A 23,000-nucleotide genomic window follows, 5' to 3' on the forward strand; every position below is an offset into this window, starting at 1 on the left:
TAGATTTTCTAACGGTAAGGCGCTTGTTTTTTGCGATTACACCCTCACTGTTAGATGCATTGCAACAATTAATAAAAGGTTCTCTAATGGAAACAATTGATAAAATCAAAGAGCAAATTAGTCAAAACCCTGTTCTTTTGTATATGAAAGGATCACCGAAGTTACCTTCTTGCGGTTTTTCAGCACAAACAGTGCAAGCGCTTATGAACTGTGGTGAGCAATTTGCTTACGTAGATATCCTTCAAAACCCTGATATACGCACAGAGTTGCCAAAGTTTGCTGACTGGCCAACATTTCCGCAATTGTGGATTAATGGTGAATTGATTGGCGGTTGTGACATTGTTCTTGAGATGTTCCAACAGGGTGAACTACAACCTCTAATTACTGAAGCTGCTGTTAAAACAGATAGCGAGTAGTTCTAGTTCGCAAGCCTGTATTTCTCGGGTGTAAACAAAAAAACCAAACAGACAGTTTGGTTTTTTTGTATTTGAAATTTTTTATTGAGTGGAAAAGAGTAATTTAGCCTACGTCTTTAAATAGGCTTTCATCGATAATAGTGTTGTCGATAACTTCCTGTGCAAGCTCAATGCATTTCCCGCATTGGCTACCCAGTGCCATAATTTGTTTAAGTTCACGCATATTGCCAACGCCGTGGGTTTCCACTGCATTTTTTATTTGCTTGTCAGTGATGCCATAACACATGCATACGAACATTTTCAAACGCCTCTTAATCAATATGCAAATGATAATAATTGTTATTTAGTTTGAGCGCAAGTGTTTTTGCGATTAATTCTCAATAGCGTTTGCGAGGGGCCAAGCGCCAAATGACTGATATCGGTTTACGATGTAACAGAACAACTCTGCGGTGCGTTGCGTGTCGTAAAGAGCAGAGTGAGCCTCTGATTGATTAAACGCGATACCAGCCGCTTCACAGGCTTTCACCAGTACAGTTTGTCCTAAGGCAAGTGCAGAAAGTGTTGTTGTATCGAATGACACAAAGGGGTGAAAGGGGCTTCTTTTCACTGAATGCCGTTCTAGGGCAGCATTAACAAAGCTTTGATCAAATGTGGCGTTGTGCGCAACAATCACCGAGCGCTGACAATCGGCTTGCTTCTGATATTTCCTGACATGTTTACATAAGGCTTTAAATACTTCGCTTTCTTCTTTCGCACCGCGCAGCGCACAAAAGGGATCGATGCCATTAAACTCAATAGCCGCTTTTTCAATGTTCGCGTCCTCAAACGGCTGAACGTGCTCGTGAAAAGTCGTGTCGGGTATCAACAAGCCTTGCTCATCAAATTTAAGTGTTGTCGCGGCGATTTCTAATATTGCGTCGGTTTGCGCATTAAACCCAGCAGTTTCGATGTCAATTATTACGGGAAAGTAACCGCGAAAGCGGTCTTTTAATAAAGCGTTGGTATTTGACATATGAAACAATCTTCCTTCAATCGTGGCGTGCTAGAGTGTTGCGAGTGGGGGCATTTCCGCTGAGCGGTCGCACTCGTCAAAGATGTTAATTTGCTTAAGTTTTTGCTGCTTGGTGTCGATAGTAACAGTAATCTTCTTGAGACATTCTTTAGATGAAATAATTAAAATGAAAAAAAGAAATCAATTCCTAATTAGCATGTTCTGTCTGATCCCATTCATTGCATCAGCCAACTTGCGTGAGTATAAAGCATCTGTAGAGAATTCTGAATGGTCTTTGGGTGAACAAACACGATTAAAGTGTGAATTAATGCATCCTGTACCAGGTTATGGGCTTGCTTCATTTGTGACCGAGGCCTCTAAACAACTCAATTTAGAATTTGTATTGGATATGCTTCGTTTACCCAATCGATATGATGTGGCTACGGTTTATTCAACGCCACCTAAGTGGATGCCAGGAGAGTTGACCAAGACCATCGGTCAAATGAACCTGCGAAAGCAATATGATGGTGATTTACCATCTGAGTCAGCTTGGGAAATGTTGACGGAGTTAGAAAAGGGCTACTGGCCAACGATTCATTACCAAGATTGGAATAATCGATTTGACTCAGTCGCCGTGGCCTTAAATTCCAGTAATTTTGAACCTTCTTATCATGCATTTGCCGATTGTGTAGCTAATCTTTTGCCATTCAACTTTGAAGATATTGCCTACACCGTGCTGAGCTATAAGAAAAGTAGTGTTGAATTGACCAATTATTCAAAGCGCCGATTAGATATGATTGGTGAGTATTTGAAAGAAGATCTCGACTTAGAGCTTGTCCTTCTTGATGGTTATTCTGATAGCTATGGTGGTTCATGGAATAACGAACAACTGTCTATTCGCAGGGCAAATGAAATCAGAGATTTCTTTACATCTATGGGAGTGGATACTCGCCGTATTGAAGTAACGGGTCACGGCGAAAAACGACACGTTTCACCTAATGATAACGAGCTTTCAAGAGCTAAAAACCGCAGAGTAGTTATTCAGTTGGCTAAGTTGTAATGTGTTATTCTTGCTTGCTTCGAGCGCTGCTCTTTAAATAATTCAATGTGATATCAGGATGATCAGTGAATAGCCCATTGACCCGAATTGTGTCAATGGTGAGTTTTAATAGGCTCTCTGATGTCATAGCTTCAGGCAAATCATCGGCACGGAAAGTATATGGATGAACCTTCAAGCCCAGAGCTTGAGCATTTGCAACAAGGCCAGTTTGTTGGCTTTCCTCGAATGAATAAATGTGTGGCAACCAAGGGCCAATACCTTGCGCGTAGCTAGCTATTTCTGTTAAACCTGCTTGAGTACGCAAATAATCATAATCTGCAGAGCTTTCGGCCCAATCGTTCTCAGCGATAAGCTGCACAAGTGGCGCAGTCACACCAAAATCATATTTTAGCCTTTTTAGGGTCGTCGGATAAAAGGACTGTATAAAAATTTTCGCCTGCTTATCAAGCAAGTCATGCTCTTTTAGCACATTCACCACAAAGAGGGTAATGTCTTTACCTTGCTCTAAATGCCATTCTGAGGCCTTAATTTCGGGATAAAAGCCTACATTTTTTCCGTGAATTTTATTCAGTAATTTTATGTGTTGAATATGCTGTTCAAGAGAAGCGACTTTAAATGCCGCTCTCCCTCGATAACGTTTAGGGTAAACCTGTTCACCTTGTATATTTTGTCGCTCATGAACAAATAAGGTTTGCAGTTCAGCCCATGTGAAATCGATGGCATAAAAACGGCCATCCTCGCGAGAGCGTTCAGGAAAGAGACTTTCAACATTTGTGACTGTATCAATGTGAATATCATGCAACACAATGGGCACATTATCAGCACTTAGCACAATATCTTGTTCGATATAGTCTGCTCCTTGCATAAACGCTAAGGTGGCAGCATCTAAAGTGTGTTCGGGTAAATAGCCAGAAGCCCCCCTGTGAGCTATCACAGCAAATGAGGTTTCATTCTCTGTATTGAGTGAAGAAAGTGCTTCGCTTTGCGGGTCTTGCGACGTTGACAGCAATAAAAAAAACATCATCACTGTCATCATCATTACTTTCCTTCTTGAATAAGTTCTATCGCGTAACCGCTAGGGTCGCGCACAAAGGCGATGACAGTCTTGCCACCTTTCACTGGGCCAGGTTCTCTATAGACATCGCCACCTTTCGCTTTTATTTGATCACACACAGCATAGATATCATCGACACCAATTGCCAAGTGACCAAATGCGTCGCCGTGTTCATAATCAGTTTTACCCCAATTATAAGTCAGTTCTATGACAGTATTACTGTCCTCATCGCCATAACCCAAGAAAGCGAGTGTATATTTGTACTCTTCGTTATCGCTTTGGCGCAACAAACGCATGCCAAGGGTATCAGTGTAAAAAGCAATAGACTCTTCGAGGTTGCCAACACGTAGCATGGTATGTAGTAATCGCATTAAAATCTCCTATTTCGTTTTATAATTGCGTATCGACTGTTTGTGTTATCACAACTTCTGTGCTCTGAGGATGTGAACTTCACCTAAGCCAACTATTCAAGGGTGATCAGTAAAATACTCTTCTATTAATCTTGTCGCAACTCTGTCAGCAATTGCAGCATCTAGCACGATAACATCGACTTTTACGATTCGAAATTCGTCCACCGAAGATAAATGCTGTATTGAAGAATCATGGGCATCAATGTTATGTCGGTTTGGCTATAGAGTTTAAAATCTTTGGGTAGCACTTTGAGAGCATAGTTTTACTTTGTCGTTATACAGGCTATCCTTAGTGGTAGTAATAACATTGCGCTACGATAGTATCGCTAATGCAACTAATGGTCGAGTACGGTTTAGATGATTTTAAATACCAATATCAAGGTCCGAAATAATATTAATATTATTGGCAATGGTGACAAAACAATTTTGCTTGCTCATGGCTTTGGCTGTGACCAAAAAATGTGGCGGTTTTTAACACCGATGCTTGAAAGAAACTTCAGGGTTGTTCTGTTTGATCATGTAGGTAGTGGACAATCGGATTTGTCATCATATGACAAAAAGAAATACTCTTCCCTAGATGGGTATGCAGAAGATATAGTTGAGATATGTGAACAATTGACGTTGAAGGACGTTATATTCATAGGGCACTCGGTGAGCAGCATGATCGGTATGCGCGCAGCCATTCAATCTCCACATCTTTTCTCACGTTTGGTTATGATCTGCCCTTCTCCTTGCTTTTTAAACTTTCCCCCTGAATATGCGGGAGGTTTCGAAAAAGAAGATTTAAAAGAGCTCATTAACCTGATGGATAAAAACTATATAGGATGGGCAAATTACCTAGCGCCTCTTGTGATGGGCGCTGATAATGAATCAGTACTTATTGATGAGCTAGAGGGTAGCTTTTGCTCTACGGACCCAAGATATGCCAAACCGTTTGCTGAAGTCACTTTTTTTTCTGACGATCGAGCTACGTTATCCCAAATATCTATGCCGACATTAGTTTTGCAGAGCGCTAACGATAACCTAGCCTCTGTAGACGTAGGGCGTTTCATTCATGAAAAAATTGCAAATTCTAAATTAAGCATACTAGAGGCTCACGGACACTGCTTACATATGACCCATCCGGAAGAGGTGTTTAACGAAATAGTCAGGTTTACTGCTTGAGTAATACACAGCTAGATTATTTTCCGTGTTTACTCATGACTACAGACATAGAAACCAATCAGGTTAGCTATTTAAATCAATATGCAGTTGACCTTATTGGCATACCCTTAAACCCTGCGGTCAGTCTATTTGATTTTATATCAAAGGCTTCATGGATCTTTTTTGAAAGCTATATTCGACCTGCTTTAATTAAGGATGGCCAGTGCACAGAAGTTCAAATAACCTTAGTTAGTCAAAAGCTTGGGAAAATTAATGCAGTTGCGAATGTTTCTTTGATTGAGTCTGTTTTATTTTGGTCTATACAGACTGCTGAAGATAGGGACAAGCTTTATCAAGAGTTACTGTCAGCTAGAGAGCATTTGGAAAACCAAAACGAAAAACTATTAGAGCTAACACGCCTAGATCCCTTAACTTCCCTCCTAAATCGTCGAGCTGCGGCCGATGACTTTATGAAAATGGCAAACCAATTAACGCGATCGTTTTGTCCAACATCATTTTTGATTATTGATATAGATTGGTTTAAAGAGATAAACGATAATCATGGTCATGGTGTAGGTGATGAAGTATTGACTAAGTTGGCAAATACTTTCAAAGAGGCATCAAGAAGCACGGATATCCTAGCTCGGTGGGGCGGGGAGGAGTTTCTAATCATTTTATTCAACTCAAACGTCATTGATGCTCAACTTTTTGCATCTCGCTTGCACGAAAAAATAAAATCAATCTTGCTACCAAATAGTGAACAGTTAACCGTGAGTATTGGAATAAGTGGTTTGAGTGAAAACGAACTGAAAGACAATGAGCTGCTAGATAAAGTATTAAAGCGAGCAGATACTGCGCTTTACAAAGCGAAAGAGAAAGGACGCAATCGAACCGAAATTCTTGAGTGACTATAACAATATGAATGTTTTGACTGAGTATAAGCTAAACACGCTTAATTCGTGCTAACTCAGACCTGAACAGACACTGACCCGTTTTTCACACTAAAAAGCTAGCGCAAAAAAGCGATGAAGCTAAATACTCGCGCTTGTGTAATTAGCTTCTTTGTTTAGGCTTTATTGATGCATTCTATGGCGTTTTGTCTTGTTTCCAAGTAAATGCCAAATAGATGATAAGCAAGCCGGTAAAAATCTCAAAGGTGCTGAAGAACATAAAGTAAATTGCGCCTCCCATGCTCACCGTTGCAATTTGTACTGAAGTGGTAATGATACCTGCCACAATATTAAAATATCTATTGAGTTTAAAAGTTAATGTCCCAGACAAAACAATCATGATCATAGGAACTTGCATTATAAAGGAAAACATCAATAAGAATTCGTCTGTGATTTTCATGTTACCTACTGCACCGGATAAAAATGCTTTTAGATAATCGGCATCGTGTAAAATAAATACATCGCAATAGATATAATTCACGGTTAGGTAAATCCAAAGCAAAGATAATAAGTTTTTACGTTTGCCATCCGGTTCAAAAATTTTCATTGTATTCCTCTCTTTAAATATAAGTTTTTTAAGTGGTAAGTCGTTTGATATTTGTTTCTATGTGAAAGGTGCCTAAATTTAGGTGTGTTGTCGTTCAAATGGGCATATTGGAACGTTTTATTTAATTATTTTTAATTTTTGTTCGTTATTTGTTAGGTATGGGCATCGATGCTGGTTTAGATACATCGGTTATTTTGGATTAGCGCTTGGTAGCTTCATTGATTCTTTAACTATACAATTGCGGTACATTACACATTAGTGATCTTTAATGGTTAACCTTCTTCCCACTATTTTATATTCCTGCATGATAGGAATAACAATATTTGCCTTGTTAGATGTTTTTCAAAGGCCAAACGAAAGGCAAAACTTTTTTCTCAAAGCGCTGTTGCTTTTGCTATTAATTCATCTAGGAGGGGAGTTATTTATCTATTCAGGTGCGTATGTCTATGCGCCGTACTTAGCTGGAGCGCAATTTCCATTTAGAGTGTTACTGGGCCCAGCTCTTTATTATTATGCTCATGCGACTATGTCATTAAACACCGTCGTCGCCAAAAAGGTCGTTGCGGCCACTTTAATTGGTCCCATTTTAGTCTTGCTGGTTATGACTCCTTTCTTATTCTTGATCAGCCCCGAAGAAAAACTAGCGTTAGCTCAGCCAGAAACACGAGATCCTCAGTTGTGGAAAATAGCGTTGTTTACCTGCATTGCCGCAACCTTCATATTCATTTCTTATACCGTGTTTTTCTTATACAAGGCATTAAAGTTACATAATTCGCATCATCAACAATTGTTGGAGCGTTTTTCAGATATTGAACAAAAATCGTTAGATTGGTTTAAGCCTGTGCTGTTAGTTTGGGGAATAGTTTGGCTAATGTACGCGTTTGAGTTTTTCATAAATGCATTGGGATTACGGTGGTTTGGTACAGGCATCATTCTCCCGTGTTTTGAAGTTATCGCGTTGGCTGTTTTCCTCCAAAAAGCCTTAAGTCAGAAAAGACTTAATGAGTCAGACAAAGGTATTCCGCATAGTACAAAAATGAGTAAAAAGCACCGAACAGCATTAATTAGTGCCGAAAAAATGCAGTCAATTGCTACAAAATTAGAACGAATAATGAAATCAGACAAAATCTTTTTAGAGGATAATTTATCTTTGAACCAATTGTCCGCTAGCATTGCCGAAACGGAGAATCATATATCAGAAACACTGTCGCAACACCTAAATACTAATTTTTTTCAATACGTAAACAACTTTCGAATAGAAGAAGCTAAGTTAGCGTTACAGGACAAAAATAAGCTAATTACGAATATCGCCTTTGAAGTAGGGTTTAATTCTAAGACGACATTCAATACGGCTTTTAAAAAAATAGTCGGGCACAGTCCCTCTGCTTATAGAAACACTCTACAATAGTGAAATTGATTCATATTTTTCTCACTTCATTTGACTTACTTTTACCAATAAATTAGCAATAGCAATGCTTGTAATAAACGACAGTAGGAAGTTCGACTCAACTTTATCTTTAAACTCACCCAAATCTTCAACAACGTAACCGCCGCAGCCCGGCTTGCGGGCAATAGCAAGCTTAGTACGATTGCTATCACAGTATACTTGCGTCTTCATAGCAATCGTTGGCCAGAAAAATAACATAAAGCTAGATATTGAAGTATGCCTCTTGTTGGTGTGTTTAAGGGGGTATGGAATTTTATAAATTCAAATAATGTTACAAATAGTTCCTTGCTTGATATGCAATGCTTACCTAATATTAGCAACAACTTTCGCAAGTGGTTGCGGATATAATATGGTTTGAATAAGAGAATAAAAGTCATGACTAAAGAATCACATATTAGTAATCAATTGAAAGCGAATTATGCGTTCATGGCAAAGTCCGTTTTTGATTTACATTGTCTAATACAAAGCCAGTCGGAAGAGTTATATACCGAAAAAGAAATGGGTTTTCCTGTTTTTGCCTCATCTACATTATTATTTTTATCTAGCGTAGAGAGCGCATCTATTATGCAAATTTCCCAAGGACTGAATTTGTCTCATCAATTGGCTTCTCAGCGTTTAAAAATAATGCTTAAGTTAAAATTAGTTGAAGGCATAAAAGATGATAATGACAAGCGAAGAACCTTGTATCACCTGACGCCTAAAGGAAAAGAAAAATCTGAGATACTCAACTTGTATTGTTTGGATGCTACGCACGCATTTAAAGACTTGTCTGACGAAATAGGTGTAGATATTCAAAGTGTCCTGAATTCAGCCATGACAGCACTTCAAAACAAATCTTTTGGAAAGCGTTTTCCTGAACACTTGCAATCCTATAAGCAACGAGTTGCTTTAAAAAAAGGTGAGAAGGCTTAATATGAACTCTACTAAAGACACCTATATCACGCTCGCAACATTTTTGGCCTTCGTTATTGCTTTTTACTTCCTAGGATTTTGGCTGATATTTAGAATGGGGCAAGCAACGCCCCTCATGTTGTCAGTCGGCGCTGCTACGATTTTAACTTGTTTAGTTAGAAAGAAGAGCTTATCTGAGCTAGGTTGGAAATGGGGGAGTTGGAAAGTGCAATGGAAAAGCTATCTGATACCCTTTTCTATTGCATTAGTGGCTTATTTACTTATTTGGTCTTTAGGTGGCGGTGGCTTATACAACAGTGAATTCTTAGCGGACAAAAAACAAAGCTATAACTTAAGTGAATGGAATGATTTAAGTATATTTCTTTTTCATTTCTTTTTAGTCGCATGTATCAGCTTTGTAATGTCAATTCCGTCTATTTTAGGAGAAGAAATTGGATGGAGAGGGCTATTGGTTCCTGAGCTTTCTAAAATAACATCATTTACTGGGGTCGTGTTAGTGAGTGGCATACTCTGGTCTGCGTTTCATTGGCCGTTGATCTTTTTAGGTTTGTATGGGAATACCGATACATCGATTTACTATCAACTGTTTTTCTTTACCTTATTCATTGTTTCTAGCGGCACTATCATGGCTTATATCAGGTTAAAAACAGACAGTGTCTGGACCGCCGTTATGTATCATGGCGCTTCCAATATATTTATTCAAAAGGTATTTACGCCTATTACCATTACAAACGAAAACTCAAGTTATTACATTGATGAATTTGGAGCTGTATTAGCGTTGGTAGCCACAGTTGTTGCATTTGCCTATTGGAGGAAAGGTGTAAAGGAGTTTTCTTCATTAGCTCAAAAAACTTAAAACTCTGTCGATCGATATAGTCAGCAAAAGCAGCAATTGAATAAATTCAAAACAAGGAATACAGAGACACTCTGCGTCAAACGCCGCCCAACAGTAGTATATTTTTAATTTTACTGAATATTATGTACGTCGAATTTCGAATTCGGCGCATAAATCCCTTTCTTATCTGCCAATATGCGGCGCTCACTGTGTACTGCAATAATTAGGGACCACATATGAAATTAAATACTAAAGGCCGATTGGCAGGCATTTTATATTTGCTACTCGTAATAACAGGTATATTCAACTTAAAGTATGTACCAACTGAATTAATAGTTTGGAGCGATGCAGCGTTAACGCTGAGCAATATCTCATCATCGGAGTTTCTTTATCGATCAGGTATTGTTGCCGGAATTCTCAGTTATGTAATTTATCTATTATTACCGCTTATTTTTTTCGATATTTTTAAAGATGTAAATCGGTGTCTTGCGGTACTAATGGTTGCCTTTTCCGTAATAAGCGTTCCTATTTCACTATTTAACATGGTGGATAAAGTAAATGTTTTAACTTTACTCAGTGACGCTAGCTTTTTGAATTCGTTAAGCACTGAACAAATTCAAACGAATGTCATGCTTTTACTTAGGTCGTATAACAATGGCATATCTGTCGTTCAAATTTTCTGGGGCTTATGGTTATTTCCCTTAGGATATTTAATTTTTAAATCTGCGTACATCCCAAAAATGTTGGGTATTTTACTTATGTTAGGATGCTTCGGTTATTTGATTCTATTTTTCCAGCATTTTCTCTTTCCTGAGGTTGAACTCCCAGCATTTGTTTCATTGCCCGCTTCGTTAGGCGAACTAGGTACTTGTTTGTGGCTTTTAATCATGGGGATAACAGATCGCTCTGTTAAACCAAGGTCTCAAATTCTGAAATAAATTCACTCATTTTTAGATTGGGTTGTTTTTGATTGAACGAACTATTGTATTTCTAACTGTTGTTTTCGATATTGCCCAGGGGTACAACCAGAAAATTCCTTAAAGGCTCTGGTAAAAGGTGCTACGGAAGCAAACCCACTTTCAATACCAACAACAAGTACGGGCCAGTCACGTTTATCAGGCGCACTTAATATCGCTTTAGCGTATTCGACTCGCATATGATTAACGTAGTGATTAAAGTTTTTAGCGTTAAAATGGTTGAGCATAATGGCGCGGATACGATACTCGGGAACGTCTAGCTCTCGAGCAATATCGGCAACGCGCAAATTGGGTTCCAAAAAGCGTTTTTCTTCAACCAGCATTACATGGATTTGTTTAGCGAGTATGCTCTCTTCCTGAACGTTTGAATTCGTACTTTTTTCTTTTTGCTCAAACTGATGTTGGCGAAAAATAATTAATCCATGTGTACTGATCAGTATGACAAAAAATGCGAAAGCCGAAAGCCAGTCTCTCCCAGCGCCAGCTGCTAGAGTACTAGGAAGTGAAGCTCCAATTAACATCACACTGATAACGCAAAAAATGAATGACGATAGGTAAATAGCAGCCATTTTCCGCTGTATGGCAGTTGCGCCATGTAAAACCCTATAACCTTCCCAGAAAATAAGAATAAGCATGCCAGGATACAATATTGCGATTATTTCAGTTAAAACGTTTGAAAGCATAGGCAGCCAAATTGAATCGACTAACCCTATTTTTTGAGAAAAGAGGAATAGGTGGCGTAATATCAGGCATGCAGAAAGTAAGGCTACAAAGAGAAGGTGATGCTGATTAATAGGATTGTTTTTTCGAAAAAATGCACGCGCAAATAACCAATATCCACTAGAGATGCCAACCCCCAATAGTCCAATTAAATGGTGATAAGGATCCCAATAGTTACTGGCTAATTTATGTGCAATATACATGGAGCTAGAGGCACAAAAAATCGCAAATATAAAGTGCAAAAGGTGTCTTTCTTTAAGGCGAAAATGAAAGATGCCTAATGCAAAGCTTAGCAATACGATGAATAACTGAGCGACTTCTAGCAGTTCCAATTTATACACCTCTTGTGATTACCGCTATTTTACATTAACCGTGTTCTTTTTCGATGGTATTCACTTTTATTTTCACTTTCGTGTATCGATTTTCAAATTCGATTCTCCTAAAGCCATACAGCATGGGAGTATTGAGGCGAAATTTTAAAAATGAGGTTATGGCTATGAACAGTAAGTCGAACACAAATAATGACGGTGTCATTACAAATGGAAGTATGAATAACGAAGATAATTTAACGCAAAATGACGCGCCATTAGTACCACTTTGGCAAACTTGGGGACTTCGAATATTTTTTGCGGGACTAGTTTTTGTCATTGGTAAATGGCAGTTGATGTCTATTTTACAGGGTCCTTTTGAGTGGACAGCATGGCGAGGTGTGGGGCATTCGCTTTTATTCACACTTGCTTTATTGGCTATAGGCGGCATGTTTCGTCCGTTAGCATTTCTACCGATTATGCTATTTGAAATCGTTTGGAAAGTAGTTTGGCTGACTGCTGTCGCATTGCCACTATGGATGGCAGAAGAGCAAATTCCGGGGGTTGTAAGTGTAAAAGGATCGTTAATTGGGGTTGGTTTAATCATTATTTGCACTCCATGGAAGTACGTTTGGTGGAGATATTTTAAACAAGCTATTGAGCCATGGAGACGCAAAAAGTAAATTACAAAAAAATTTATTATGTTTGACACAATCGTGTTTTGTCACCGACTAATTAAATATCTAAACAATTGGCAATATGCAGATACAGATGCGTAAAGAATTCAAACAAATGATTATGAACAACCAAGGGCGCATACGGTACATCGCGTCCCGATATAGTCATGACGGTGAATTTGACGACATGTATCAGGAAATATTACTGCAGCTTTGGAGAAGTTTCGAGTCGTTTAGTGGCGAGTCGAAACAAGAAACTTGGGTTTTTAAAGTAGCACTGAATACGGCCTGTACATTTGTGCGGGCTGCTGTGAAGCAAAAAGAGATTAAACAATCTCCATTACACCAATCAATGGAAGAGCTTCAGCCTACGCAGGAAAACTGCCAAGCAGACATTCTTAACCACTTTATGGATAGGCTAGGTGACACAGATGCGAGCTTGTTGATGATGTACTTAGATGGACTATCTTCGGATGACAGCGCCAAAGTGCTTGGTATTAGTTCCAATGCCGTTAGGTCGCGTATTAAGCGCATCAAAGATGAATTTGAAACTAACTACATAGGAGATTGATGTGAAACTAGATGATTTAAAGCAAGACTGGCAACAAGCCATTGAAACCGAATCAACTCCTGATAATTTAACTGAGGTGATAGACATGATTGAGCAGCAAACCACTAAGATTGATAATGAGGTTAAACGTCGCGATTTTCTCGAAATTGGAATCGCAGTATCTCTTATCCCGGTTTGGATATGGGGTTTATTAAATTCGGCAAGCACGATGCAAAGCATTGGTTTAATCATTGCGATTGTCGCATGCATGTACATACCATATCGACTGATATCTGCGAAAAAAGTATACGCCAAGAAAAGTGGTAGCGTTAAGGACTTTTTAGTCCAAGAAAAACAAAAGATTCAGCAACAAAAACAGATGTTGGAGTCGGTTGTATGGTGGTACATAGCGCCGCTGACGATTGCAATTTTACTCATCACGCTAGGGGCAAAGGTAAACGAACAAGGCATTCCTCAAATACCGTCGGGTATGTACTGGTATTACGCTTGTGTTGGTTTGCTGGTTGTGGGTGTGTACCTTTTAAATAAACGCGCTGCCAAAAATAAATTTGCCCCATTGCTAAAGAACATTGAGCAACGATTGGCAGAAATGAGCTAACTAACCACAGACAGTCCATTCGTCACTAACCCCTCTTATTCACAAAAACTTTAAGGGCGTTTTGAACGACTTGTTGAGCAAGTGGCTTCGGGCAAATGCGCCCAAAATTTACTAAGGAATTTCGACCATGAACAACGAAAAAACAAACAACAAAAAAACAAACAGCAAACAACAAAGTAAGAAGAAAGCTTCTTCTTCAGCGGTGATTGTCGTCTTTATCACATTAATTATAGCGATAGCGTCTGGTAACTCAGAAGCTGCAATAGCTGGAGATGAACTAGAAAACGGGATAAGCGAGAACCTTTCACCTCCAATGGCAGCAGAAAATGAAGCAAACCTTAGGCACTGGAATATACCTGAAACTAAACAGGAGTTCTGGGATCTTGCCGAACTTAAAAACGCATATGTGAATGCCGCGCCCGCTTTTCTTGATGACGGAATTTCTGTTGGGAAACTCGATGACGAAGGTCGCAACAAAACAGTGATTTTAGACCTAGCAAGGGAAATCGCAAATAATGAGCATGCAGAAGTGGATAGTTTACTGATTGCACACAACGGAAAAATGGTATTTGAGTCATACTACGCAAGAGGCCGTATAAATTTATCTCATCCTCAATCTTCAGCGACTAAGGCCTATACCGCTTTGTTAGTGGGTCGTGCTATTAAATTGGGCTACCTATCGCTTGAGGACTTAGACAAACCCGTAGTGTCGCTTTTGAAAGGCGTAGACCGTTCCAAATTGGCAAAAGGTGCAGAGACTATAACGCTACATGATGCTTTAACAATGTCTTCTGGATTGGAAATTAGTAAAGAAAACGTGGCCGAATATCGAGGCAACCTCGACAAGTATTACGGAATAGCTCAAGTCCAAGCATACTTTGCAGATACCGCCCCAATAGTTGAGTCAGCAAAGACATTTAGTTACCAAAGTTTTAATCCTATTATCGTCATGAATGTGCTTAGCACCGTTGTACCTGGCTCGGTCGAGAGTTTTGCGAAAAATGAATTGTTCCATAAGATGAATATTACCAATTACGATTGGCGCACAAGGGAAGTTGGTATGCTAACGGCCGAGAGTGGGTCAAGCATCACTTCTCGTAATATGTTAAAAATTGGCACATTGATTATGAATAAGGGTAGGTGGGGAAATGAGCAATTAATTCCCAAATCGTATATTAAAAGAATGGTAGGAAAACACACCGCCTCGCTAACGGAAGAGCAGGTATTTTCGTCAGGCAATAAAATATTGAAGACGGCTTATGGGTATTTCTGGTGGCAAACAGATATAAAAGTGGGTGAGAAAGTATATTCTTCGAACTCAGCGCAAGGTGCGGGTGGTAACACAATTCTTGTTATTGAAGAACTAGGTGTCGTGGTGGTTGTCACGGGCCATGCCACGCAGTCTTATTTACAAATTATCACTGAAAAAGTCTTGCCGACATTTATTTAACACTATGCATTGTCGGTGGAGCGGACTGGCAAGCTTAGCTTGTGACATTCTGCTTATCGCTTAAGACAGTTCTAGAACTATTCTGTCTTATCTTTAAACTCACACAAATCTTAAACAATACAAGAGCCACAGTGTGGCTTGCGGGCTATGCATGTATAACGACCGCGTAATATTAACCAATGATGCACATCGACTTTAAATTCAGCAGGAACGACTTTTAGCTGCTTTTCTTCAACCTTGTCGACGTTTTTACCCATCGCAAGCTTGGTACGATTGCTAACACGGTATATGTGCGTGTCCACTCCTATTGTTGGCCAGTTAAAAGGTAAGGAAGGTATCAGTAACATAATAACGCTATACTTACCAAGAACTCATGCAGTTTGATTCTGTTCTTTTAGATTACCACTTCCTATAATTTTTAATGAATTTACTACAAAGCTTTTATTACCGGAATGATAGATAAAATGAGTAGAAGCGCCATAAACATATTGAAGTTTTTCATGTAGCTAGGATTGATAAGATGCTGCTTTAAAAAAGCCCCCAAGAATATCCAAATGCCAACACATAAAGGCCCAACTATTAAGAAGGCAGAGGTAAGCAGAAGTATTTGACCAATGTATGAATTCCCCGGTGTAGTAAATGTTGACACCGCACTCACGCATACAACCCAAGCTTTTGGATTTACCCATTGAAACAACACCCCTTTCAAAAAATTCAAAGGTTGATCAAACTTGGCCCCTTTTTTAAGCTCTCCACTGTATGCAATGACGTAGGCTAAATAAAGCAAGTAAACAACGCCGATAACCTTCATGTATATGTTTAGCTGAGGAAACAGTGTAAAGACTTGTCCAATCCCTATGCCCACGAAAAAGAGCATTAAGGAGAAACCTAAGCATACCCCCCAAAGCAATGGCATGCTTCTACGCATGCCAAAATTCAAACCGGATGACATGGCCATTATCGTGTTTGGCCCTGGTGTTACCGACGCTGATATTGAAAAAATGATCACAGAAAACAAGTACTCCATAAAAGCTCCTGTGCGACGAAATGTGACTTAAACTTTTTCGTTAACTTTGCAGTCGATAGATATTAGGTGATGTTTCCATCACTTAAAAAGTAAGCTGTCAGACTTAGGGAATTGATGATTCCATGAGCGATAATCAGAGGGAATAGTTTGCGACCATTAAATAGATATACAACCGCGAAGATAACAGCAACAACGCCCGTGCCAATAATTCCCGGAACGCCTTGCGATATATGCAGCATGCCAAATATAGCAGCATGCAAAACAACGGCAGCGATTACGCCTACTTTCCTTTGACCAAAGAGCGACATCAGGTTGTTTAATAAAAAGCCCCGCATTAATAGCTCTTCACCAACCGCTGCACCAACCCATATTACTATCAATAAATAAGCCGCAAAATACAGTGGATTCCCCAACATGAACTCAAATTTATCAGTAGAACTTACAGGAACTGTGACACCAAAAACAGTTGAAACAATAGGAACTATTGCTGCCATAAAAGCGATTACCACCACCACAACTAGCAAAGCAATTCCTATCGATTTTAACCCGTCTTTGGTACTACCAGGTAAACCGAGCCCTCTGTCTTTCCACGTAATATTTTGTTTCTTCATAAACATAGTAGCGACAACTATGCCACACCACATTGCGATTGAGCCTGCGCCGATAACGTTAAATCTATCGGCTATATCTTTAACTAATAGCATAGTGCCGAGTACACATATGATTTCGAAAATTATTCGCTGTTTTGAGGTTAAATTCACTAATACCACCATTTTAATTGTTTAAGGCTTTACTGTTTTTCTGAGTGTAACTTTCACGCAAATATAATGCTTTCACACCCATTTTTTAAATGATAATATTTCACTTATTTATTAGTAAATGAGATAATTAACCGTTATATGGCATTACATTCTGCGACTTTGACCTGTCTTCAAGTTTTCAACGCAATAGTTGAACAAGGTAGCTTTAGTAAAGCATCAGAGCGACTGAACTTAACCCAAAGTGCAGTTAGTCATAGACTGAAGCAGCTAGAAGAAATCACTGGTGTAGTACTGATTCATAGAACAACAAGATATATTAAAATTACAGATGCTGGCCAACGTTTGTACAACCAGTCGCGATTAAACTTAGCTGAACTAGAGCGCACATTGACCAGCTTGAGGAGTACTTCTGCTGCTCCATTAAGCTTGACGACTATATCTTCATTGGCAACCAAATGGTTACTCCCTAAACTCAGTGAATATAACCAAGAATATCCGAGTCAGCCTTTGTCAGTACTAACTGACGATAACATTATCGATTTGAAGTATGAGGGTATAGATGCAGCAATACGCCTTACCGATGTCAACGATCCTTCATTGCATATGTCTTTTATTAGTGATGAATGGGTTTTCCCCGTTGCAAGTGATGTTATCGCTAAAGATAGAGAGCTTATTGATTGTCCGAAGAAGTTATTCGACTTTCCCCGGCTAGTAGATGTCATTGCCGAAAGAGGCACTGACGAAAGCTCGTGGAAAGGTTGGCTACTAAGCCAAGGACTTAGTTTTCCAAATAGTCAAATGGAACAAAACTTTAATCGAACCGATATTGCACTTCAGGCGACTGCAGCTGGTCAAGGGGTGGCAATCGCCAGAGCGAGCTTAGTGGAAACCGATATGCTCGAAATGAAGCTATTCAAACAAGTTGGGCGTGCAGTAAAAATGAAATACTCATACTACTTTGTATGCCCTCATGAAAAAGCAGAGAACCCCGAAATCATCAATCTCAAAAACTGGATATCAAAAGAACTAAAGACATCTGTGAGCAGAGTTAAGCAGCAACTTATTTATTAAAAGCATTGCACGTGAAATAAAGTGTCTAATTAACTAAAGTGAATCTAGCTATTCAGTCTTATCCTTAAACTCACACAAGTCTTCAATAATACAAGAGCCACAGCGTGGCTTGCGGGCTATGCATGTATAACGACCATGTAATATCAACCAATGATGCACATCGACTTTAAATTCAGCAGGAACGACTTTTAGCAGCTTTTCTTCAACCTTGTCGACGTTTTTACCCATAGCAAGCTTGGTACGATTGCTAACACGGTATATATGCGTGTCTACCGCGATGGTAGGCCAGCCAAATGCGGTATTAAGTACCACATTCGCTGTTTTTCTACCTACACCCGGTAGTGCTTCAAGGTGCTCTCTACTCTCTGGAACCACTGAGCCGTGCTTTTCGATGAGTATTCTGCATGTTTCGATTACATTTTTCGCTTTGGCATTGAACAGGCCAATCGTTTTTATGTAGTGTGTTAATCCTTCTACACCTAAAGCGTATATCGCTTCTGGCGTGTTCGCTATGGGGTAAAGTTTGTCTGTCGCTTTGTTCACACCAACATCAGTGGATTGAGCGCTTAGAATGACTGCTATTAATAATTCAAAAGGCGTTGAAAAGTTTAACTCTGTCGTTGGGTGAGGGTTGTTCGCTCTTAAGCGAGATAAAATTTCGTAGCGTTTTTCTTTATTCATATGTCTGTTCCGGTGACACGTGCACGGTGCACTACTTTTGCCTCTTGCTTACTGGCTTTTCTTAGTTCAATACGCTTGTCGATCATATTCTTTAAAGCAATGAGTAGACCCATACCAAGAAAAGCGCCAGGGGGTAAAATTGCCAATAAGAATGGACTGTCAGTTTTAAAAACAACGATGGTCAGGCTTTTTGCCCATTCACCTAAGAGTAAATCAGCACCTGCTAATAAAGTGCCGTAACCAAGTACTTCTCGAAGCCCGCCAAGCACCACAAGCACAAGAGTAAAGCCAATTCCCATCATCAGGCCATCAAACGCTGCAAAGTGCACAGGATTCTTCGATGCGTACGCCTCTGCGCGTCCGATAATGGCACAGTTGGTAACTATCAATGGAATAAAAATCCCCAAGGCCTGATATAGCTCAAAGGTAAAGGCATTCATAACCAGTTGAACAATAGTAACGAACGCCGCAATCACCATTACGAATATAGGGATTCGGATTTCATTTGGTACAAAATTTCGAACGATAGACACTACGACATTAGAGCCTAAAAGCACCAGAGTGGTCGCTAAACCTAGGCCAAGACCATTAATGACGGTTGCCGTAACAGCTAAGAGTGGACATAAACCTAAAAGTTGAACAAGCGCAGGGTTATTTTTCCATAAACCTTGGATACTCAGATTTTGATACTCATTCATCAATCAGCACCTCTTGTTCATTCGTCGCATTGCAGTTACTCGGCGTATTGAAAATAAGTGCTTGATTTTGATTGAAGTAGAGAAGTGCATTTTTAACCGCCTCAACTACTGCTCTGGGTGTAATCGTCGCCCCAGTAAACTGATCAAATTGACCACCGTCTTTTTTAACCTGCCAACGATTATCAGATTCCCCATCAAAAGGAACATCATTGAAAGACAAGATCCAATCACTAACTCGAATGTCAATTTTATCACCTAGACCGGGTGTCTCTTCATGTTTAATAACTCGTGCACCTAGGGAGTCACCATTAATATCAGCGGCAACAACCAGTTTAATTTCACCACTGTACCCATTCGGTGCAGTTGCTTCCAATACCGCTGCTACATTGTTAGATTCATTGCGGGCTCTAAATATACGCTTGCTTTCGCTGCTACCCAATAAAGGGTCTTTGATAACAATACAATCAAGATGCAGTTCATTTGTATGTTGTGATTCAGGGACGAGCTCATTTAATACGGATAGAAGTTGCTTCTCTTCAGCTGCTTTGATACGTGTTTCAGTGCCATTGAAGGTCAGAGCAATTAGGCCTGTGGTGACCAGTGCAAATGCCCCTAAAATCAACCCGTTTTTGCCCATATAATTCATGATCATGAGGCTTTACCTTGTTTCTTCTGATGCCCGTAAGTACGAGGTTGGGTGTAATAATCTATTAAAGGTACGGCCATATTCATAATAAGGACTGCAAAAGCAATTGCATCTGGGTAGCCGCCCCATTGTCGGATAATGATAATCCACACACCAATTGCCGCACCAAATATAAGCCGACCTTTGTTGGTGGTAGATGCAGACACTGGGTCGGTCGCAATGAAGAAGGCGCCTAAAATCAAACTACCGTTAAATAAATGAAAGAGTGGGGATGCATACTGGTCACCATCTAACAGGTAGAAAAATAGACTGAATGCTAATGCACTTAGAATCATGCTACCAGGAATATGCCAATTGATAATCTTCGTTTTTACCAGATAAAGGCCGCCAGCAAGATAGGCTAGTGCCATCCAAAACCATCCCTTGCCAAAAATGCCATCAAAAATCACATTTTGTTGTGCTTCAGATACGGTATAACCTTGAACCAAGGCTGTTTTAACATGGTCAAGTGGGGTTGCCATTGTAATACCATCATACCCAACCTTTAATTGTTCGATACTGAATCCGGTGCTAGTGAATCCCGTGAAAACGGTATATATCGCGTCGAGCAAGTTGTGTGATTGCTCAGCGATAGACTGTGGCGGAATCCAAGAGGTCATTGCAACAGGGAAGGAGACTAGCAACATCACATATCCTGCCATTGCGGGATTGAACATATTGAAGCCTAAACCACCATAGAGTTGTTTTACGATCGCGATCGAGAAAAATGTGCCGATGACGATCACCCACCATGGAGCAAGGGGAGGAATGGAGATCGCCAATAAAATAGCAGTTAACACTGCGCTGTAATCTTTCAGAATACGCTCAGTTCGCTTTTTTCTTAATTCTAAAATAATGCCTTCTGTGATAAGTGCGGTAGCTATGCCCAAGCAAAGCTGCACTAAAACACCAAAGCCAAAGAACCATATATTGACTAAAATGCCTGGAATACACGCATAACAAACCATACGCATGACCTGACCGGTATCTCGGCGGATATGGTGATGAGGCGAACTTGAGATACTTAACTTACTCATGATTCTTTATTCTCTTTTTTTGCAGCTTCAGCTTTCTTTTTGGCTTTAGCTCTTGCAACAGCGGCGGCAACTTTTTTCTTTTTCTCGGCGGCAGCTGCTTTTTTCTTTGCATCTTCGCTGCTACTTGCGCCTGCTTGTTCCGAGGCTGCTGACTTTTCTGTAGGCTCTGCCTGTTCAACGCTCTTTGCGCTTTCACTCGGCTTATCGGCTTCTTTTGCTTGGGCTGCCTTCTTCGCTTTCGCTTTAGCGATAGTTGCTGCCACCTTTTTCTTTTTCTCAGCAGCAGCGGCTTTCTTCTGGTCTTCAGCCTTGTCTGCAATAGCGCCTGCTGACTCAGCTTGTTCAGGGGAACCGGTCTTTTCTACTTGCTCATTTGTCGGTTCGGTAACTTTTGTTCCAGACGCTTTTTTCGCAAGAGCCTCTTTCTTTGCTTTGGCTCTCGCCAAGGCCGCCGCTATTTTGTCTTTAGCTGCACCACCGTCGGACTTCATTGATGCTTTTCTTGCTTCGGCCGCCAAGCGGTGTTTTTCTTCACGCTCTTCTTTTTCACGCTGTAATCTTGCCTTGCGAGCTTCAAAGCGGATCTTCGCGCGATCAGATTTTGCTTTTTCTTCTTTTTGATTTCGAATATCAGCTTTGGCTTGCCGATAATAATGCACTAAAGGGATTTCGCTAGGGCAAACGTAAGCGCAGGCGCCGCATTCAATACAGTCGAAGAGATTATATTCTTCAGCTTTGTCCAACTCTTTTGCTTTGCTATACCAAAATAATTGTTGAGGTAGCAGTGAGGCAGGGCAAGCATCAGCGCAGGCAGAACAGCGAATACAAGCTCTTTCGCCGTCAATATGCGGTAACTCATTGTCGCTAGGCACTAGTATACAATTTGTTATTTTAACAACAGGCGTTTGCAAAGACGTAATGGCGAAGCCCATCATAGGTCCGCCCATGATGAATCTGGCTTCTTTTTGTTTACTTGCATCATAAGCTGCGGAATCAATGAGATGGGAGACCGGGGTTCCTAGTCTAGCCCATACATTTTTTGCATTTGAGAGGCCTTGACCTGTCAGCGTGACGACTCTCTCTATCAGTGGCTTGCCCTCAACGATGGCATCGGCTATTGCATAACAAGTGCCCACGTTATACATGATGCAACCTACGTCTACTGGAAGGCCGTGCGCAGGTACTTCTCGAGACGTCAGCACTTGAATGAGCTGTTTTTCGCCGCCAGCCGGGTATTTGGTTGGCACGCTAATTAGGTGATAATTTTCTTTTTGCTGGCAAGCAATCGATAAAGTTTCAAACGCTTCTGGTTTATTGTCTTCGACGGCCACAATAACTTGTTTGGGTGACAGTATGTGAACCAAAATATCAATACCTTGACGAATTTGCCAAGCATGCTCTCGCATCAAGCGGTCATCTGATGTGATATAGGGCTCACATTCAATTCCGTTAATAATAAGAAACTCGATCGGTTTGACGTTACTTGACTTGATGTGTGTTGGAAATCCCGCGCCACCCATGCCGCTAATACCGGCGTCACAGATTGCTTGAATGACATCTGTTTTTGAGGCCTTAGTATAATCTACAATCGGCTTTAAGTCGCACCAAGTGTCTTTTCCGTCGGCTTCGATGCATACCGTTAACTCTGGAATGCCAGAGGGATGCGCTGAGACATGCTCTTTGATGCTTTTCACTGTACCTGAACTCGGCGCATGAACCGGCACCGACATCGCTTGCTCACGACTGGTTAAGGCTTGGCCTTTCAAGACCTTGTCGCCCTCATTGACTAATAGGTCACCATGGATCCCGATGTGCTGTTTTACTGGGACATAAAATAACTCAGGTAATGCTAGGGCTTCAATGTTGGATTGATTCGACAGCTCTTTTTCTTGTGCAGGGTGCACACCTCCAGGAAAATCCCAAAGTTGATTCAAGCTTAATCGCTCTATAATTTTGTCGTAATCTGCAAACACC

Annotated in this window: 28 protein-coding genes and 1 pseudogene; 14 read left to right on the plus strand and 15 right to left on the minus strand. The window is 40.3% G+C overall.

Going from position 1 to position 23,000, the window contains the following annotated elements:
* Positions 1-86: 86 nt before the first annotated feature.
* Positions 87-416 carry a Grx4 family monothiol glutaredoxin gene (locus tag RM556_RS08355; RefSeq protein ID WP_311361707.1) on the plus strand — a complete coding sequence of 110 codons (330 nt, stop codon included), beginning with the start codon at positions 87-89 and terminating at the stop codon, positions 414-416.
* A gap of 103 nt (positions 417-519) precedes the next feature.
* Here the strand turns inward: RM556_RS08355 and RM556_RS08360 are convergent, their stop codons facing one another.
* Both RM556_RS08360 and rnt read right to left on the minus strand, forming a co-directional pair.
* Positions 520-714, minus strand: a complete 195-nt coding sequence (locus RM556_RS08360; protein WP_311361708.1) for a bacterioferritin-associated ferredoxin — start codon at positions 712-714, stop codon at positions 520-522.
* Between the two features lie 72 nt (positions 715-786).
* On the minus strand, positions 787-1,428 hold the full coding sequence (gene rnt, locus RM556_RS08365; protein WP_311361709.1) for a ribonuclease T: 642 nt from the start codon (positions 1,426-1,428) through the stop codon (positions 787-789).
* Between the two features lie 166 nt (positions 1,429-1,594).
* On the opposite strand from rnt, the gene RM556_RS08370 reads away from it, so the two are divergent.
* Positions 1,595-2,467 carry an OmpA family protein gene (locus tag RM556_RS08370; RefSeq protein WP_311361710.1) on the plus strand — a complete coding sequence of 291 codons (873 nt, stop codon included), beginning with the start codon at positions 1,595-1,597 and terminating at the stop codon, positions 2,465-2,467.
* 4 nt (positions 2,468-2,471) lie between these two features.
* Here the strand turns inward: RM556_RS08370 and glpQ are convergent, their stop codons facing one another.
* Together glpQ and gloA are read right to left on the minus strand one after the other, a co-directional pair.
* On the minus strand, positions 2,472-3,506 hold the full coding sequence (gene glpQ / locus RM556_RS08375) for a glycerophosphodiester phosphodiesterase (RefSeq protein WP_311374375.1): 1,035 nt from the start codon (positions 3,504-3,506) through the stop codon (positions 2,472-2,474).
* Positions 3,506-3,892, minus strand: coding sequence for a lactoylglutathione lyase (gloA, locus tag RM556_RS08380; RefSeq protein ID WP_311361712.1), 387 nt, complete (start codon positions 3,890-3,892; stop codon positions 3,506-3,508). Before gloA ends, glpQ begins: the two co-directional genes overlap by 1 nt.
* 396 nt (positions 3,893-4,288) lie before the next feature.
* Between gloA and RM556_RS08385 the strand changes: the two genes are divergently transcribed.
* Together RM556_RS08385 and RM556_RS08390 are read left to right on the plus strand one after the other, a co-directional pair.
* Entirely contained in the window at positions 4,289-5,095 is an 807-nt protein-coding gene (locus RM556_RS08385; protein WP_311361713.1) for an alpha/beta hydrolase, read from the plus strand.
* Between the two features lie 35 nt (positions 5,096-5,130).
* The gene (locus tag RM556_RS08390; protein ID WP_311374376.1) at positions 5,131-5,982 is read left to right on the plus strand and encodes a GGDEF domain-containing protein; all 852 of its coding nucleotides are present in this window, start codon (positions 5,131-5,133) and stop codon (positions 5,980-5,982) included.
* A gap of 178 nt (positions 5,983-6,160) precedes the next feature.
* Here the strand turns inward: RM556_RS08390 and RM556_RS08395 are convergent, their stop codons facing one another.
* Positions 6,161-6,571: a DUF6326 family protein gene (locus RM556_RS08395; protein ID WP_311361715.1), complete on the minus strand. Its 411-nt coding sequence runs from the start codon at positions 6,569-6,571 to the stop codon at positions 6,161-6,163.
* A 391-nt stretch (positions 6,572-6,962) separates the two neighbouring features.
* Here RM556_RS08395 and RM556_RS08400 point away from each other — a divergent pair, with 391 nt between their 5' ends.
* Positions 6,963-7,979: a helix-turn-helix transcriptional regulator gene (locus RM556_RS08400; protein WP_311361716.1), complete on the plus strand. Its 1,017-nt coding sequence runs from the start codon at positions 6,963-6,965 to the stop codon at positions 7,977-7,979.
* A gap of 21 nt (positions 7,980-8,000) precedes the next feature.
* Here the strand turns inward: RM556_RS08400 and RM556_RS08405 are convergent, their stop codons facing one another.
* Positions 8,001-8,189: a hypothetical protein gene (locus RM556_RS08405; RefSeq protein ID WP_311361717.1), complete on the minus strand. Its 189-nt coding sequence runs from the start codon at positions 8,187-8,189 to the stop codon at positions 8,001-8,003.
* 204 nt (positions 8,190-8,393) lie between these two features.
* Here RM556_RS08405 and RM556_RS08410 point away from each other — a divergent pair, with 204 nt between their 5' ends.
* The 3 genes from RM556_RS08410 to RM556_RS08420 all read left to right on the plus strand — a co-directional run bounded on the left by RM556_RS08410 (position 8,394) and on the right by RM556_RS08420 (position 10,703).
* The gene (locus tag RM556_RS08410) at positions 8,394-8,930 is read left to right on the plus strand and encodes a MarR family winged helix-turn-helix transcriptional regulator (RefSeq protein WP_311361718.1); all 537 of its coding nucleotides are present in this window, start codon (positions 8,394-8,396) and stop codon (positions 8,928-8,930) included.
* A 1-nt stretch (position 8,931) separates the two neighbouring features.
* The gene (locus RM556_RS08415) at positions 8,932-9,786 is read left to right on the plus strand and encodes a CPBP family intramembrane glutamic endopeptidase (protein WP_311361719.1); all 855 of its coding nucleotides are present in this window, start codon (positions 8,932-8,934) and stop codon (positions 9,784-9,786) included.
* Between the two features lie 215 nt (positions 9,787-10,001).
* A complete protein-coding gene (locus RM556_RS08420) occupies positions 10,002-10,703 on the plus strand; it encodes a DUF4386 domain-containing protein (protein WP_311361720.1) in 702 nt (233 codons plus the stop codon).
* Positions 10,704-10,744: 41 nt separating this feature from the next.
* On the opposite strand, the gene RM556_RS08425 is transcribed toward RM556_RS08420, so the two are convergent.
* Positions 10,745-11,794 carry a helix-turn-helix transcriptional regulator gene (locus RM556_RS08425; RefSeq protein WP_311361721.1) on the minus strand — a complete coding sequence of 350 codons (1,050 nt, stop codon included), beginning with the start codon at positions 11,792-11,794 and terminating at the stop codon, positions 10,745-10,747.
* 164 nt (positions 11,795-11,958) lie between these two features.
* Here RM556_RS08425 and RM556_RS08430 point away from each other — a divergent pair, with 164 nt between their 5' ends.
* From RM556_RS08430 to RM556_RS08445, 4 genes are all read left to right on the plus strand, one after another.
* On the plus strand, positions 11,959-12,453 hold the full coding sequence (locus RM556_RS08430; RefSeq protein ID WP_311361722.1) for a hypothetical protein: 495 nt from the start codon (positions 11,959-11,961) through the stop codon (positions 12,451-12,453).
* Between the two features lie 109 nt (positions 12,454-12,562).
* Positions 12,563-13,018 carry an RNA polymerase sigma factor gene (locus RM556_RS08435; protein ID WP_311361723.1) on the plus strand — a complete coding sequence of 152 codons (456 nt, stop codon included), beginning with the start codon at positions 12,563-12,565 and terminating at the stop codon, positions 13,016-13,018.
* Position 13,019: 1 nt separating this feature from the next.
* A complete protein-coding gene (locus tag RM556_RS08440; RefSeq protein ID WP_311361724.1) occupies positions 13,020-13,616 on the plus strand; it encodes a hypothetical protein in 597 nt (198 codons plus the stop codon).
* 127 nt (positions 13,617-13,743) lie between these two features.
* The gene (locus RM556_RS08445) at positions 13,744-15,066 is read left to right on the plus strand and encodes a serine hydrolase (RefSeq protein WP_311361725.1); all 1,323 of its coding nucleotides are present in this window, start codon (positions 13,744-13,746) and stop codon (positions 15,064-15,066) included.
* Positions 15,067-15,176: 110 nt separating this feature from the next.
* Here the strand turns inward: RM556_RS08445 and RM556_RS08450 are convergent.
* Together RM556_RS08450 and RM556_RS08455 are read right to left on the minus strand one after the other, a co-directional pair.
* Positions 15,177-15,389: pseudogene (locus RM556_RS08450) on the minus strand (endonuclease III); the annotation flags it as partial.
* A 107-nt stretch (positions 15,390-15,496) separates the two neighbouring features.
* Positions 15,497-16,024 carry a LysE family translocator gene (locus RM556_RS08455; RefSeq protein ID WP_311361749.1) on the minus strand — a complete coding sequence of 176 codons (528 nt, stop codon included), beginning with the start codon at positions 16,022-16,024 and terminating at the stop codon, positions 15,497-15,499.
* Between RM556_RS08455 and RM556_RS08460 the strand changes: the two genes are divergently transcribed.
* Complete coding sequence (locus RM556_RS08460) at positions 15,993-16,124, plus strand: hypothetical protein (RefSeq protein WP_311361751.1); 132 nt, start codon at positions 15,993-15,995, stop codon at positions 16,122-16,124. The genes RM556_RS08455 and RM556_RS08460 overlap by 32 nt on opposite strands.
* A gap of 31 nt (positions 16,125-16,155) precedes the next feature.
* On the opposite strand, the gene RM556_RS08465 is transcribed toward RM556_RS08460, so the two are convergent.
* Entirely contained in the window at positions 16,156-16,854 is a 699-nt protein-coding gene (locus tag RM556_RS08465; protein ID WP_311374377.1) for a CPBP family intramembrane glutamic endopeptidase, read from the minus strand.
* Between the two features lie 138 nt (positions 16,855-16,992).
* On the opposite strand from RM556_RS08465, the gene RM556_RS08470 reads away from it, so the two are divergent.
* Positions 16,993-17,925 (plus strand): LysR family transcriptional regulator, encoded by a 933-nt coding sequence (locus tag RM556_RS08470; protein ID WP_311361727.1) that lies wholly within the window; start codon positions 16,993-16,995, stop codon positions 17,923-17,925.
* 48 nt (positions 17,926-17,973) lie between these two features.
* Here RM556_RS08470 and nth read toward each other — a convergent pair whose 3' ends face one another.
* The 5 genes from nth to rsxC are packed head-to-tail and all read right to left on the minus strand — an operon-like array spanning position 17,974 to position 22,999.
* Positions 17,974-18,606 (minus strand): endonuclease III, encoded by a 633-nt coding sequence (gene nth / locus RM556_RS08475; protein ID WP_311361728.1) that lies wholly within the window; start codon positions 18,604-18,606, stop codon positions 17,974-17,976.
* Entirely contained in the window at positions 18,603-19,304 is a 702-nt protein-coding gene (locus RM556_RS08480) for an electron transport complex subunit E (protein ID WP_311374378.1), read from the minus strand. Before RM556_RS08480 ends, nth begins: the two co-directional genes overlap by 4 nt.
* Positions 19,297-19,956 carry an electron transport complex subunit RsxG gene (gene rsxG / locus RM556_RS08485; protein WP_311374379.1) on the minus strand — a complete coding sequence of 220 codons (660 nt, stop codon included), beginning with the start codon at positions 19,954-19,956 and terminating at the stop codon, positions 19,297-19,299. Before rsxG ends, RM556_RS08480 begins: the two co-directional genes overlap by 8 nt.
* The gene (rsxD, locus tag RM556_RS08490) at positions 19,953-21,026 is read right to left on the minus strand and encodes an electron transport complex subunit RsxD (RefSeq protein WP_311374380.1); all 1,074 of its coding nucleotides are present in this window, start codon (positions 21,024-21,026) and stop codon (positions 19,953-19,955) included. Before rsxD ends, rsxG begins: the two co-directional genes overlap by 4 nt.
* Entirely contained in the window at positions 21,023-22,999 is a 1,977-nt protein-coding gene (gene rsxC / locus RM556_RS08495) for an electron transport complex subunit RsxC (RefSeq protein ID WP_311374381.1), read from the minus strand. The genes rsxD and rsxC overlap by 4 nt, the downstream gene beginning before the upstream one ends.
* Position 23,000: the final 1 nt, after the last annotated feature.

The sequence above is a fragment of the Alteromonas sp. W364 genome (genome assembly GCF_031846205.1).
Lineage (GTDB): Bacteria > Pseudomonadota > Gammaproteobacteria > Enterobacterales > Alteromonadaceae > Glaciecola > Glaciecola blandensis.